Annotated in this window: 13 protein-coding genes; 11 read left to right on the top strand and 2 right to left on the bottom strand. The window is 30.0% G+C overall.

From position 1 onward, the window contains the following. The first annotated feature begins 72 nt into the window (after nucleotides 1–72). The 4 genes from LL038_RS15485 (at nucleotide 73) to LL038_RS15470 (ending at nucleotide 5,082) form a co-directional block, all read left to right on the top strand. Nucleotides 73–636, top strand: coding sequence for a hypothetical protein (locus tag LL038_RS15485; protein ID WP_216123302.1), 564 nt, complete (start codon nucleotides 73–75; stop codon nucleotides 634–636). A 51-nt stretch (nucleotides 637–687) separates the two neighbouring features. After that, on the top strand, nucleotides 688–1,380 hold the full coding sequence (locus LL038_RS15480; protein ID WP_216123301.1) for a response regulator transcription factor: 693 nt from the start codon (nucleotides 688–690) through the stop codon (nucleotides 1,378–1,380). Beyond that, complete coding sequence (locus tag LL038_RS15475) at nucleotides 1,358–3,505, top strand: HAMP domain-containing sensor histidine kinase (RefSeq protein WP_309245060.1); 2,148 nt, start codon at nucleotides 1,358–1,360, stop codon at nucleotides 3,503–3,505. The genes LL038_RS15480 and LL038_RS15475 overlap by 23 nt, the downstream gene beginning before the upstream one ends. Before the next feature lie 113 nt (nucleotides 3,506–3,618). Then, nucleotides 3,619–5,082: a S8 family serine peptidase gene (locus tag LL038_RS15470; protein ID WP_216172265.1), complete on the top strand. Its 1,464-nt coding sequence runs from the start codon at nucleotides 3,619–3,621 to the stop codon at nucleotides 5,080–5,082. A 35-nt stretch (nucleotides 5,083–5,117) separates the two neighbouring features. On the opposite strand, the gene LL038_RS15465 is transcribed toward LL038_RS15470, so the two are convergent. After that, entirely contained in the window at nucleotides 5,118–6,395 is a 1,278-nt protein-coding gene (locus tag LL038_RS15465; RefSeq protein ID WP_309245064.1) for a serine dehydratase subunit alpha family protein, read from the bottom strand. 277 nt (nucleotides 6,396–6,672) lie between these two features. Here LL038_RS15465 and LL038_RS15460 point away from each other — a divergent pair, with 277 nt between their 5' ends. The 6 genes from LL038_RS15460 (at nucleotide 6,673) to LL038_RS15435 (ending at nucleotide 12,900) form a co-directional block, all read left to right on the top strand. Beyond that, on the top strand, nucleotides 6,673–7,374 hold the full coding sequence (locus LL038_RS15460) for a response regulator transcription factor (protein WP_171296014.1): 702 nt from the start codon (nucleotides 6,673–6,675) through the stop codon (nucleotides 7,372–7,374). Then, complete coding sequence (locus LL038_RS15455; RefSeq protein WP_216123300.1) at nucleotides 7,371–8,282, top strand: sensor histidine kinase; 912 nt, start codon at nucleotides 7,371–7,373, stop codon at nucleotides 8,280–8,282. The genes LL038_RS15460 and LL038_RS15455 overlap by 4 nt, the downstream gene beginning before the upstream one ends. A 109-nt stretch (nucleotides 8,283–8,391) precedes the next feature. Continuing rightward, nucleotides 8,392–9,312, top strand: a complete 921-nt coding sequence (locus LL038_RS15450) for an ABC transporter ATP-binding protein (RefSeq protein ID WP_216123299.1) — start codon at nucleotides 8,392–8,394, stop codon at nucleotides 9,310–9,312. After that, nucleotides 9,305–10,069, top strand: a complete 765-nt coding sequence (locus LL038_RS15445) for an ABC transporter permease (protein WP_216123298.1) — start codon at nucleotides 9,305–9,307, stop codon at nucleotides 10,067–10,069. The genes LL038_RS15450 and LL038_RS15445 overlap by 8 nt, the downstream gene beginning before the upstream one ends. 42 nt (nucleotides 10,070–10,111) lie before the next feature. Then, nucleotides 10,112–10,999 (top strand): ABC transporter ATP-binding protein, encoded by an 888-nt coding sequence (locus LL038_RS15440; protein ID WP_216123297.1) that lies wholly within the window; start codon nucleotides 10,112–10,114, stop codon nucleotides 10,997–10,999. Continuing rightward, nucleotides 10,996–12,900, top strand: a complete 1,905-nt coding sequence (locus tag LL038_RS15435) for an ABC transporter permease (protein WP_216123296.1) — start codon at nucleotides 10,996–10,998, stop codon at nucleotides 12,898–12,900. Before LL038_RS15440 ends, LL038_RS15435 begins: the two co-directional genes overlap by 4 nt. On the opposite strand, the gene LL038_RS15430 is transcribed toward LL038_RS15435, so the two are convergent. After that, nucleotides 12,865–14,004: a sugar diacid recognition domain-containing protein gene (locus tag LL038_RS15430; RefSeq protein ID WP_216123295.1), complete on the bottom strand. Its 1,140-nt coding sequence runs from the start codon at nucleotides 14,002–14,004 to the stop codon at nucleotides 12,865–12,867. The two genes, LL038_RS15435 and LL038_RS15430, sit on opposite strands and share 36 nt — an antisense overlap. Nucleotides 14,005–14,352: 348 nt before the next feature. Between LL038_RS15430 and LL038_RS15425 the strand changes: the two genes are divergently transcribed. Continuing rightward, nucleotides 14,353–15,528: an SAM-dependent methyltransferase gene (locus tag LL038_RS15425; RefSeq protein ID WP_216123294.1), complete on the top strand. Its 1,176-nt coding sequence runs from the start codon at nucleotides 14,353–14,355 to the stop codon at nucleotides 15,526–15,528. Nucleotides 15,529–15,534 lie beyond the last annotated feature (6 nt).

Genomic DNA, 15,534 nt, shown 5'->3' with positions numbered 1-15,534 from the left:
ATGATAGGTATTTTGTAAAAAGTATATTGTATAATTGGTTATAGTTACCGATATTGAAGGGGGAAACACCAAATGAAAAAAGTTATGCTCATTTTTCTTATTATAGTTTTTACGAGTATAGGAGTAATATTTTTAAAAAATAATATTATACAAAATGAATATCCACACTTAAACGAAAATATATATGATTTTCTACAAGATAAAGGGAAGCGGACAGATGTTTATAATACATCCGTAAAATTAAATAAGGGTAGTTCAAAAAATACCTGTGTTTATTTTTTATCTGAAGTTTTAAGAAAAAACAATTTTAGCGTGCCGTTAGAAACAAGTAATACAGAGCAAATGATATCTTTACTTTCAGATAAAGGTTTTAAAAAACAAAGCGATTATAGAAAATTAATGTCTGGGGATATATGCTTTACTACAGATGCTAATGGACAGCAAAGTGGTTTTCCAACTCATACTTATGTATTTATGAAATGGGTAAAAGAAGGAAGTTATGATTATGCATATATATGTGATAATCAAGCAAAAGATTATAAGGGTAAAATTTATCACATTCGGAATATAAACATTACGGTTAAATCTAATGGTTTAGCTAAGGATCCTTTTGCATTTTTTATGAGAAAGGCTTAGTTGTAAAGTTCTCTTATTAACATATATAATATAAATAATGGGGTGATTGGCATGACTAAATTTAATGTTTTAATTGTAGATGATGAATATGAAATAAGGGAAGCTATTGAGATATATTTGAAAAATGAAGGGATAAAAGTGTTTCAAGCGGTGGATGGTATAGAGGCCTTGGAGGTTTTGAAAGAAGAAGAAATTCACCTTATATTAATGGATATAATGATGCCTAGAATGGATGGAATTAAGGCTACCTTTAAAATCAGGGAAAATAAAAATATTCCAATAATAATGCTTTCAGCTAAATCTGAAGATACAGACAAAATACTAGGTCTTAATATAGGTGCGGATGATTACATTACAAAACCGTTTAATCCAATGGAACTTATAGCAAGAGTTAAATCTGGACTTAGAAGATATACAAACCTTGGTAATTATAAAGAATGCGATGATGAGATAAATGTGCGAGGACTTATATTAAATAAAAATTCGAAAATGGTAACGGTGGATGAAAAAGAAATGAGTCTTACACCCATAGAGTATAGAATATTGGAACTTTTAATGGAGAATAAAGGGCGGGTGTTTTCGATTGAAGAGATATACGAGAGAGTTTGGGAAGAAACATTTTATAATGGAGAAAATACTGTGTCAGTTCATATAAGGAGAATAAGAGAGAAGATAGAGATTAATCCAAAGGAACCTAAATACTTAAAGGTGGTGTGGGGGATTGGGTACAAAATCGAAAAATAAATATTGGGTCATAGCCTTTATTATAGGCGCATATATGTTGGCTCTTTCAAACTTGTCAGTAATGGATATTATAAAAAATAAAAATTATTTAAGAATGGAGCCCTATTTTACTAGTTCAGAGTTCAAGACTGAAATAGTTGGTTATTTTAATAATATAGAAGCGTTAAATGTTATATATAAAGACTATTCACACAAGTCAGATGACGAAAAAGTTACAAATGAAGAAATAATGCCATCAAAAACAACATATGATGCTAATTTGAGAACTAAGGAAGATCAATTAAGTAATAAGTATAAAAATGATCTATTAGCAGCAGAGAAAAAAGGTAATAATGTTGAGATTAGTAGATTAACTGATGCAAAAGATAAGGAGCTTAATGAATTTAAAAAGGAAAATGAAAAAACGTTAGATAATGCGAAAAAGAAAATTGCTTTATATAAAAATCAAGACTATGAAAATATTAAAAGAGCTGTAGAGGGGAAAACTATAATAAAATATTATATAACAAAGGGTAAAAACAATGTTATATATACAAATATTGTAAATAGTTCAGATATAAATTTATATGTAAAAAATAGTGCATTTTATAGTATGAAATTTCCGGATAAATCTTTAAAGATTAATAATGATATGTTTACAATAAATCAGTGGGTAGGTACTAGCGGAGAAGCATATTTCATTATTCCAAAGGATATAGATAAAACGAGTTATATATATGAAAATTACAATTATTATAATTCTGTGAGACAAAGAATTATTAAAGAGATTATCATAGGCTTTGTGGCATTTATTATAGGGATTACCATGCTTTTTCTTATATTAAAGAAAAATAAAGAGCAGATACCTTTTATTAAAAAACTGAAAAAGAGGTATAACAAAATACCATTAGATGTGAGAATATTTATATTCATAATATTTTCTTTTATAATGACTATATATACAGATAAGGTGCCGTTTTTTTATAAGCCATATAATTACGCACAATTTTGCACACTTACTATTATTGCATTTTATACGGTTTATTCTATTTCCAATATTATTATGGCATATAGGTTATATAAAAATAGAGAAGAATTTAGAGAACAAGTAAAAAAATGTGCTTTTTATCAATTATCTAAAAGAGGCATTATTATACTTACAATGTTCGCTGGAGTAGCGATATTTGGAGCATATATCACCGTCATGCTATCCTCTAGGATTATAATAATACCGATGATGTATATACTTTGTTACTTGGTATTTATATTCATTTATTCTTTTAATAAAATAAGATTTTTGAGAAGTATTATAAAAGGAACGGAAGAAATAGTTTCAGGAAATCTTAATTATACGATAGTAGAAAAAGGGGGAGGAGATCTTTTTAAGCTTGCCAACAATATAAATAATATGAAGGCTGGGTTCAAAAAGTCTCTTGAGAATGAGATAAAAAGTGAAAGACTTAAGTCTGAACTCATAACTAATGTATCTCATGATTTAAAAACTCCACTTACTTCCATTATAAATTATGTTGATTTTCTAAAAAAAGAAGGTTTATCTAAAGAAGAATCACAAGGGTATATAGATGTATTGGATAGGAAATCCCAGAGACTTAAGATACTAATAGATGACTTATTTGAAGCTTCTAAGATGGCAAGTGGTGCAGTGGAACTTAATATAGAAAAAGTAGATATAACTGCACTTTTGCAACAATCATTAGCTGAACTTCACGATAAAATTAATAATTCACCTTTAATATTTAAGGTGAAAGTTCCAAAGCGAAAGATTTATGCTAATTTAGATGGAAAAAGGACTTGGAGAGTATTTGAAAACTTAATAAATAATATATTAAAATACACGCTTCCTAAAACTAGAGTATATATTGATTTAATTGAACGGGATAATCAAATAATTATAAATATGAAAAACATCTCATCTTATGAGATGGATTTTGATAATGAAGAAATATTTGAGAGATTTATTAGGGGCGATAAGTCCAGAAACACTGAAGGCTCAGGACTTGGACTTTCAATTGCTAAAAGCATCATTGAGCTTCAAGGAGGGAGACTTAGTATTGAAATTGATGGAGATCTATTTAAAGCGAAGGTTATAATTCCATCGTTTTCTCAGCCGCCTATTGAGACTTAAAAGTAATGAGCGTGTTACAGAACATTATCACATAATGTTCACATATTTCTTTGACATTTATAAAGTATTATTAGTAATATATATGTTAAATGAAATTGAAGGGGTGGGGTAGAGTGAATTTAAAAAAGTTATTTACAATGTTTTTAACGTCTACATTATTTATTATATTAACATGTGGGACAGTTTTTGCGGCGACCACAGTGCAGAGTGGTACGAAAAGATACATAGTTAAATTCAAGACAAGCAGCATTAATGAAAGCCAAACTTTAGCTAAGCATAGTGGGAAATTAAAACATCAATTTAAGCATATCAATGCAGTGGTAGCTGATATGACTACTCAAAGTCTTGCAAGTTTAAAAAAAGATTCAAATGTAGCCTACGTTGAAGAGGATAAAGTGGTTAATATGTCGTCAACTACCTACACAAATTGGGGTATAAGTGATATAAATGCAGCGGCCTCCTTTCAGTCTGGATTAACAGGTAAAGGAGTGAAAATTGGAATTATAGATTCAGGAGTAGCTGCGCATACTGATTTGACAGTTGCTGGTGGGACTAATGTAATAAATGGTTCAAAGACAACATCATATGCTGATGATAATGGACATGGTACAGTTGTAACAGGAATTATTGCTGGCCAAGGATTAAATGGTGGAGTTAAAGGAGTAGCACCGGATGCGTCAATATATGCTGTAAAAGCACTTGACTCAACAGGTAGTGGTTATACTTCAGACATAATATCTGGTATAGATTGGGCTATAGAAAATAAAATGGATATCATATCTATGAGTTTAGGATCAGATGAGTCAGATGTTACTCTCCAAAATGCTGTTGATACAGCTTATAAAGCTGGAATACTGATAGTGGCAGCAGCTGGTAATGATGGAAATGTTAAGGGAACCGGGACTAATGTTGAATACCCTGCTAATTATGATTCAGTTATTGCAGTTGGTGCAGTGGATTCTACAAATACTAGAGCATATTTTTCGTCAACTGGAAATAAGGTAGAAGTAAGTGCACCAGGGGTTAATATAATGAGTACTTACTTAAATGGTGGATATGAAGAAATGAGTGGTACATCTATGGCGACACCTTTTGTAGCGGGAGATTTGGCCATTTTAAAACAAAAATATCCACAATATACCAACATTCAGTTAAGGCAATTACTAGATACTAATGTGGCAGATATTGGAATAGTAGGTAGAGATTCCTTATATGGATATGGTTTAATACAAGGTATAAGTAGTACAACCTCTGTTATTACACCTGTTACGGTACCGGTTACTGTAACAACACCTATATTGCCTACATTAATACCTACGCCGATAGCTAGTATTGCTTCAGGTTCATATAATAGAAGCATAATGGTTCAACTTTATGCTAGGTATTCACAACCGTTGAGGGCATTTTATACTTTAGATGGTAGTACTCCAACAACTAAAAGTACACCTTATAGGGGATATATTAAGATAAATTCTACCAAAACTTTAAAAGTTATAGCGGTAGATTCTGATGGAAATATTTCTGGAGTATTAAGTAACAACTATAATATAAGTAAGTATGTAAAAAGAAAAATTTAAACTAAAAGGTAGAGACTAAAAAAAGTCTCTACCTTTTAATCTTCCATCATAATTTTGATGATTTCCTTGTCGGTTTCTTTCATTCCTTCTTTTGCAAGTTTACCTACATTTGATATAGTAGCCTCAATACCTTTTTTCACAATACCATCGCCACCCTTAAACTGTTGCCCTTCTTTAAACATATGATAGCCTAGAATTCCAGCATCTACAGATGTAGCAATTTTAGCCGCACAGGATGCTTTGGCACCATCACAAATTATTCCGGAAACTATTGATAATGCATTAACAATTGTATGAGAAATATCTCTATACCCGCCCCCGTATAAGTAAGTTATACCTGCTCCACTACCAGCGCCTGCACAAACAGCGCCACAATAAGCTGAAAGTCTTCCTATACCAGTCTTTTGATGTATTGTAACTAAATTTGAAATAACCAAAGCTCTATAAAGTTTTTCCTTTGGAACCTTTAATTCACTACCATATTCAATGACGGGAAGTGAAGCTGTCATTCCCTGATTACCACTACCTGAAACGATAATGACAGGTAGTTCACATCCATTCATCCTGGCATCTGACCCTGCAGCTGCTTTCGCCTTTGCTCTTACTTTAACATCAGAGCCATATGTCGAAATTAGAACACTTCCTATATTGGCACCGTAACTATTTTTTAATCCTTCTTCTGCTATTTTTGAATTATATTCAATCTGTCTACCAATAATATCTTCTATATCTTTTATATCCACAGAATCTGCAAAATCAACAATATCTTTTACGTTTAGTAATTGTTTACCACTAAGACCTTCTTCTTTTGATGATGTTGCTTCTCTGTGATAAAGTGTCTCATCATTCTTTTCAATTAAAACAATATTGGTATGATAGTTTACAATTCTTACTTTTACATATGTTTCTTTATAAAATACAGTTATCTGTATATCAAATATAAATGGCGTATCTATAAGTTTAACTTCTATAGGAAAAATAGATAAGTATTCTTTAATCCTTTCTTTATCTTCATTAGATACATCTGAAATAACTTCTAGTTTCTTTTCAGATTTACCTGCTATAATACCAGCGGCTGTTGCAGCAGCTATTCCTTTTAAATGACCTGTATTAGGAACTATAACACTTTTAACATTTTTAATAATGTTGCCGCTCACTTCTACAATAGTTCTATCAGGCGTATGACCTAATACTTCTTTAGCTTTTGCCGATGCATATGCAATTGAAATTGGTTCAGTACATCCCATTGCAGGTACTAGTTCTTCTTTTAAAATCTGTAAATAAGTTTTATAAATCAAATCACTATTTTTAATTTCATTCCCCTCCTTGCATCTACTGTATTAGGGAATAGGTCTCCCGCGCATACATATAATAAATTATACCATTATAATTAGTGGTAGAGTATTTTTGATTTTATATAGTTTTGATTGTTATATGTGGTTCTACCACTTTAGACACATTAAATTTTATATTATTTAAATTGTTACCAATTAAGTATATAATTACAAATATAACAGTTGAATATTGTAGCTCCGCAGGAGATGATTTAATTCAAATTGCTCGGTTAGAAAATTAAAGAGGTGGCTTACTATGGAAGATATTAAAATTTTAATAGTTGAGGATGATAAGGACATAAGTAATATGATAAAAAAAGCTTTGACTAAAGAAGGTTATGGAGTTTCATGTGCATTTGATGGACAAGAGGCACTTAATGTTTGGGATAAAGAAAATTGCAAATTATTTATTTTAGATATAATGCTTCCCAAAATCGACGGAATAGAGGTTATGAGAAGGATTCGAATGAAAAGTATGGTACCTATACTTATGGTATCTGCAAAAGCCGAAGAGAGTGATAGAATCATAGGTTTAGGGCTTGGCGCAGATGATTATTTAGTAAAGCCTTTTGCAATAGCAGAGCTTATTGCAAGAGTGAAGGCTCTGCTTAGAAGATATATGTACTATAGTTCAAGCAATGATATTATGGGGAATACCATAGAGTATGGAGAAATAAAGTTTGATTTAGATAATTATACAGCTATAAAAAAAGACAAAACAATTAATCTTAGGGCAAAGGAATATGAGCTATTAAAGTTATTTTTTAAAAATCCTAATAAAGTGTTTACGAAGGCCCAAATATTCAGTTCTGTATGGAGAGAAGAATATTTGGGAGATGATAATACTGTGATGGTTCATATCAGGAGATTAAGAAATAAAATTGAAGACAACCCTGACAAGCCCAAATATATAGAGACTGTCTGGGGAATAGGGTATAGGTTGGGGAGTTTAAAATGATATACATATTTGTGCTAACAACAATTATTCTAGCTTTAGTTATAGTATTTCAAAATATAAAAATACATAGTATTTCAGATAATATAAAAGAAGTTATTGATGGAAATTTTAATGAAAGGATTAGGATTTATGATTATAATCCTAGGGTTAAAGATTTAATTATTGATTTGAATAAGCTTATAGATGAATTCCAAAAAATAGTTTCATTGAACAAACAATATGAAGACGATAGGAAAAAGATGATATCAAATATATCCCATGATTTTAGGACCCCACTCACAACTATGCTAGGATATATTGAAATGCTAAGAGAGGATAATAGCTTAAATGATAAAGAAAGCATGGAATATTTAGAGATAATAAGTACAAAGGGAGAAATCTTAAGGGGGCTAATTGAAGAATTTTTTAGTTTATCGAAGTTTGACTCTAGTGATGTTGTACTAACTTTTAAAAGAGTTAATATCAGTGAAATTATGAGACAGTGTATATTATCATTTTTAAAGGATTTTGAAATTAATGGTATTGAATTAGTAATAGACATTTCAAGTGTGGATATATTTATCCGAGCTGATGAAGTGGCTATTTATAGAGTGTTGCAAAATCTAATAGCTAATGCTCTAAGGTATGGAGCAGAGGGAAAAGTAATTGGAGTGAGTTTAGAGGGGGAAATGAATAGCGTAGTTTTGAAAATATGGGATAGGGGTAGAGGAATACCCCAGGAGGAAATACCATATATTTTTAAGCGCTTATATTCAGTGGATAAATCAAGAAATAATAGACAAACAGGTAGTGGTCTGGGTTTAACTATAGTAAAAAAACTAGTAGAAAAGCATGGTGGAACCATTGAAGTTAGTAGTAAGCCCTATGAAAAAACAACGTTTAAGATAACACTTAGGAATATTCCGTAAGATTTATTATTAAAAAGTTAAGAAACGTGTAAGAAGTGTGTTAATGAGAGTTAAGGATTATGGTTTATTATTAAAGCATAGTCCTTTTAATATTTAATGAGGTGATTTTGTGGAATATGTAATAAGAACGCATAATTTAACTAAAAAATACAAGGGAGTGTCCGTAGTGGATAATTTAAATATTAATATAGAAAAGGGGGAGATATATGGATTTTTAGGACAGAATGGTGCGGGAAAAACTACAACTTTAAGGATGCTTATGGGACTTATAAGAATTTCAGAAGGGGAGGTTGAGCTTTTTGGACAGAATAATTATTCAAAGAAAATATATAAAAAAATAGGTTCATTAATAGAGTATCCTGGATTCTATCCAAATTTAACTGCAGAGGAAAATTTAGAGATACATAGAAGAATGGCGGGTATAGAAAATATAGAGTATATAAAGGAAGCCTTGGAAATAGTGGGACTAAATTATGATGAAATTAAAAATAAAAAGGTTAAAAGTTACTCCCTAGGCATGAAGCAAAGACTTGGCATATCAAGAGCGATACTGCATAAGCCAGAACTACTTGTTTTAGATGAACCAACTAATGGGTTAGATCCCCTTGGCATAAGAGATATTAGGGAGATACTGTTAGAACTAAAAAATAAAAAGGGTATAACTATTATTATATCAAGCCATATTTTAAGTGAGATTGAATATCTAGCAACAAAGATAGGAGTTATTCATAGGGGGAAACTACTTGAAGAAATAGACTATAGGGAACTTCAGAGAAGAAACAGAAAATATCTTAGGGTAAAAGTAAGTGATGATAAAAAAGCTTGTTTCTTGCTTGAAAACAAACTTAATATTAAGGATTTTGATGTATTAGAAAAAAATGTTCTAAGAATATATGAAAGCCTTGATAAGGGGGCACAAATAGCTAAACTATTCATTAACAATGATCTGGAACTGCATGAGATGCAGCTTAGTGTGGACAATCTAGAAGATTATTTTGTAAGGCTAACAGGGGGAGAGGGTAATGTTTAATCTTATTTATTGTGAATTTTTAAAATTAAAGAAATCATATTTGTTTTTAACCATAGCTATAATAATTTTGCTTCCCCCGATATTGTTATATATAAAATGGCATGCTGAGTATAATTTAATAATCTGGGATATGTATCTTTTTCAAGAAGAAACAAGCTCAACAGCATTGATTAATCTACCTATGTATGTATTTATTTCTTCATATATTTACACAAGAGAATTCTCTTATAATACTGCCCAGACCTTATTCTCCTACTCTATTACCAGGACAAAAATATTTATATCAAAGTTTTTAACTATAATAACAATGATATCATGTATTATGATTTTGCAGCTTTTATTTACTGTTTTGGCAGGATTATTACTTCCTCATGAAGCGCTTACAAAGAGCATAATCATAGATCATTTAAAAATGAATCTTTACATTTTATTTGCCCAATATGCAATTTTGCCAATTGCTATTTTTATAGCACAAGTAAGTAGAAATATTATTTTGCCAATGGTTTATGGGGGGATTATAACCGTATTTAATATGTGTGTACCCCAGATTAAGTCAGGAATTATAGAATACCTGGCAATTACTTATCCTATACAAATAATGAACAATTCTTTCAAAACTAATATTTATAGGCAAGATATAATGATAATAAATAATTCAATTCCATTGCCAAGTGTAAGCATAATGCTTGCAATTTCAACTTTTATAATTGGAATAATAATGTGTATTACATATTATTTAAAGACTGATATTACTTAGCTAAATAGGAATTGTTAATAGCAAAAAGAGGGGGGTATAAACATGTTCATAGAAATATCTAATTTAAAAAAACAATATAATAATGGACCAATGGCGCTTAATGACATATCTCTACCCATTGGAGAAGGAGTTTTTGGACTTTTGGGAGAAAATGGTGCAGGGAAAACTACATTAATGCGAATTCTTGTAACGTTAATGAATCAAACTAGCGGTACAGTTAATATGGATGGTACAATTATCAATTCAAAAAATGCCTCAAAAATAAGATGTAAAATTGGTTATTTACCTCAAGAACTGGGATTACATCCTAACCTAACAATTCATGAAACCTTGGATTACTTCGGAATATTATCTTTAATGAGTCTTTCGGATAGGAATCAGCAAATTGATAAATTACTGGTTGAAACAAATCTAGAAGAACATGCCAATAAGAAAATAAAGCATTTATCAGGCGGGATGAAGCGTAGAGTAGGATTAGCTCAAGCAATGCTAAATAATCCTTCTCTATTAGTAGTAGATGAACCAACTACTGGTCTTGATCCAGAAGAACGTATTAGAATCCGAATGCTTTTAAGCAAGGTTTCTAAGGGGCGAACTATAATCTTATCGACCCATGTAGTGGAAGACGTCGCAAGTATTTGCAATAAGCTAGCTATCATGGAAAAAGGTAAAATAATATTTACTGGATCGGTTCCTGAATTAATTAATATTGCAAACAATCATGTTTTTACAAAAAATGTTCAGAATGAAGCTGAACTAATCCAATTTAGCAAACAACATACTATTACAAATAGTGTTTACACAAGCAAAGGTATATGTGTTCGTTTTATAAGTAATTTTAAAGTAGAAGATTCGGTAACTGAAAATCCTAACATAGAGGACGCTTATATCTATGTAAGAAATCTAATACAGAAGAAGGTGAGTGAATGAGAGTTTGGTTAGAAATTGTTGGTTTTGAAATAAAAATTCAAGCTAAAAGTAAATTCTTTTGGCTATTAACTTGTATGCTATTGGGGGTATCTATTAGTGCTAGTATTAAATATTTTAATCATTATCAGCTTAAGACACCAGCAGATTTGACTAGTATATCAAGTTCCAGTACATCGGATGACGTTTCAATACCTGTTTTAGGGAAAGATCGAAATACCTATTTTATAAAACAAATTTCCAATGGGTTAATAAGGGATAACAAGCAGGATTCAGATGAAATTATCGAATGGCTATCATCAACAATTTACTCACGAGAAACATGGACAAAGGATACGCTTAGAGATGTTGAGAACCAGATGTACACTAAATTCCCATCAGTTAAAAAAATTGGATACGGTCAAGATATGCTTTATAATGAATATACAATGAGTGGGGATAAAATGGACGCAACATATCCTGAGTTTATGAGTTATTTACATAAAACGAATCAAACATTTTCTACTTCTTTTGCACGGCAATATGCCCAAGATACTGCTATGTATGTATCAATTATCTTTATACTCTTTTTTGCATTTCTTTTCCAAAAGGAACTGCAACCATCGCTGCATGATCTGTTACTTTCAAAGCCAATATCAAATTTAACGTATATTACAGGAAAATTTGCAGGTGCATTTTCAATGTGTTTATTTGCAATAGCATTAAATACTCTTATTTTTAGTATATGGGAGACAATATTTTGTTCTAAATTGGGAATGTCCTTATATCTAGGTGCATTATGGAAGAGTATGCTGTTTTACACTGTTCCAACCATTTTATTTTACGCAAGTCTTTTGGTTTTAGTTTCTCTTTTATTTAGAAATGGATTTGCTGCAATACCACTTTTTTTTATTACTCTATTATCTTCTATGATGACAACAACATTACCGGATGGTACTTCAGTACAATGGATGTGGCTTGCCCCAATTATATCGTACGAAAAATTTTATCAGTTAGTTCCACCTAGGCAAATTCAAGCCTATATTATCAATCGTATTGGACTTTGTATTTTAGGTGCAATTTTTCTTTTAGCGTCATGCCGTATTTGGGCTAGGAAGAGCAAGGCTGGAAATCGGAGTAGAAAGTTTAAAATTTCTCATACTAGTTCAATAAAGGGTTCAAGTCCATCAAAAAACATTGGGGCTTTTGCATTTATAAAATATAATGCAAAGATAGCAGCCTCACCAATTCAATTATTCATAGCATTTATATTACTGCTTTCTACTATAAGTACAATGCTTACTAGCAATAAGGGGGTAACAGATATAGGTATGTCAATGTTAGGAACTATAGCATGGGCATCAGTAATTATATTTGCAAATATTTATAGTATAGAATATTCGCATAAAACTATGGATAATTTTTATTTAACTAATAGAAATAAATTGGGAATCATGGCTAGAAGAATATTCATCAACTTATGTTTTATATTCATAATGGTTAGTGTTGTGTTTTTTATTGATTTATTCTTGGTTAATAAACCAGATAGCAGTATTATGGGTACGGTTATTTTAATGAGTTATTTGAAGACAATTATTACTTGCATGTCATGTTCGCTTTTTTTCGGGGTGTGTTCCATGACAATTTCTAATTTTTTCTGTACTGGTATAGGAGGCATAGTTGGAGGCTTTTTAATCAATGCAATTTTTACTTCCACTGCAGTTGCTAATAGATATTCCATATTTAATATTTATATTTCAAATTTATCTTATACAAATATTAATCAAGATCGTGCACTATGGTGGAAAAGCACAATTATTTTCATAGGAATATCACTTATGCTATTTATGTTAAACAAATGGACGATTTATCGTTCAAATAAAGTTGAATTAAGAGTTAAGCATAGCACTATAAAGCCAAAATAGATCAGTGTAGTTTCTAGGGTTTTTATTTGTAATTTTGTGAATTTTATTTAAGCGATATCTAATGGTATTTCTATGAATGAATAACCTGTTTGATACATTGTTAAGCTCTCCATTTTCTTCTATTAAGACTTTTAAAGTTTCTCTTAATACTCCATCATTATCATTTGAAGCTACTAATTTGTAGGTTTCTGCTAATTCATCGATCTTCCATTTTTCATTGTTTTGAGAGAATAACATCTCAGATTTTAGTAAATTAAAAAAATAAATATTATAATTAGGGTATATCTTTTCACCAAATATAAGTGTTTCTTTAGCTATACTATAAGATTTATACATGTCATTTAAGTTGTCATATATTTTTCCAACTGATATCTTTACAGTAATCCCTATTTGAGTACATATTTTTTCATTGATTTCCTTTATTTTTTCATTATAATCTTCAATTTCATTGTTAATATGCAGACATTTATGTAATACAACAATGGTTTGCGAATTAATTATGGTTGCTAATGATTCCATAAATGTCATTTCTAATAGGTTTATTATTATATTTAATATATTTAAATCAATTTTATCTGAATTATCTTTAAAATTCACTTCAATTATAAATATAAACATAGGATAATTGTATGGAATTTCAAATCCCTTAATATGTTTTTTTAATAAAGAAAGAGAATCTTGTTTGTTATATATAAGTGCTAGCATAACCTCTTGTTTCATTCTCTTGTTGCTTTCGAATTCTGTCAACACATGTTCTTGTTCAATCATCATTTCTGCTGTCATTTTAATTAATTTACCATAACCTAAAACATCGCTAGGTTTTCCTGTAATACCAATTACTCCTACTACTCTATTTTGAAATTCGATAACTAGGTTAGTTCCGGAATGTACACCGTTTAATTTATCACTTCCATGTTCACTAACACTAAATTCTGAATTTCTTTTAAGCGCTATTATTGCTCCTTCATGCATATCTCCAATTCTGTTTTTATCTCCTGACGCTATAATAATGCCTAATGTATTGGTTATAATTATATTATAATTAACAGCGCTCATAGTCCTTTCAACAATATTTTTAGCTAATTTGCTACTTAAAATTTCCAATAAGTACATCTCCTTTTAAGTTATAACAATAGATACGATAAATTAAATCATCGATGTGCATATAGACAAAATTAACGTTTAATATTTGTACAAATAGATATTGATTATTAAATTAAAAAGCATGATAATATATATGTGACGTTAAGTAATCTTTTGATTTTACTATAAAAAGCACTATTATTATAAGAATTATATTAATTTAAATAGGGGTGAACAAGGTTAATTATATTTTATTATTGTACAAATTGATATAGTGAATTTGTGTAAATGCATAACTAATACAATTATATTTTTTAAAATAATAAATAAGTAAACTAGATTTAATATTTAATTAAGGAGTGATAAATTTTGGTTGGTGATAAATTATTTTATAAAACTTTATTCAAAGATATATTTTCCAATCCTTTTGAAATTAAGTTTTGGGACGGGAGTGTAGAAAAATTTGGTGAGGGCGAAAGTAAGTTTCAACTTATTTTTAATGAACCGATATCAAAGGGTGATGTTATAAACGATCCTTCTATAACGCTTGGAGAAGCATATATGACAAAAACATTAGACATAAAGGGTAATGTAAAAGAGGTTATAGAGTCCCTATACAATAACAAAGAAAGTTTTCTTTGTAAAAGCGAAAAATACGAAAAACTCATAAAGAAGTTTAAAAGCAGTATAAAAAGAAGTAAGGATAATATACAATTTCATTATGATATTGGAAATGATTTTTATAAATTATGGCTTGATAATTCTATGAATTATTCCTGTGGATATTTTAAAAATGATACGGATACTTTGGACGAAGCTCAAAACAATAAAATAAATCATATTTTAACAAAACTAAACTTAAAAGAAGGACAAAGTTTACTAGATATAGGATGTGGATGGGGAGAACTTATAATTAGAGCAGCAAAACAATATAAGGTAAAGGCTGTTGGAGTTACTTTAAGTTTAGAACAACTACAAAAGGCTAATGAAAGAATAAAAGCAGAGGGACTAGAAGATTTAGTAGAAGTTAAACTTCAAGATTACAGAGAAATAAAAAATATGAGTTTTGATAGAATTGTTAGCGTAGGAATGCTCGAACATGTAGGACTAGAAAATTTATCTGAATATTTTCATATAGTAAATGACTTATTAAAAGATAAAGGACTCTCTTTACTTCATTGTATAACAGCAGTAAATGAAGGCGGTAATAATACGTGGATAGATAAATACATTTTTCCAGGTGGACATGTACCTGCAATTAAAACTATAATTTCAGATATAGCAGAACTAGAACTTGAATTAATTGATATAGAAAGTCTTAGAAGGCATTATGGAAAGACACTTGAACACTGGGCTGAAAACTTTGAAAATGCTCTTCCTATAATAGAAAAGACTAAAGACGAGACATTTATAAGAATGTGGAGACTATATTTGAATGCATGTGCTGCATCATTTAATTGCGGTAATATTAATGTTCATCAAATATTGTTTGCCAAAGGTGTAAATAATGATTTGCCTTTGACCAGAGACTACATGACTAAATGAAATACT

The sequence above is a fragment of the Clostridium estertheticum genome (assembly GCF_026650985.1).
Lineage (GTDB): Bacteria > Bacillota > Clostridia > Clostridiales > Clostridiaceae > Clostridium_AD > Clostridium_AD estertheticum_C.
The sequence above is the reverse complement of the archived record's forward strand: the minus strand, read 5'-3'. Positions and strand labels throughout refer to the sequence as shown.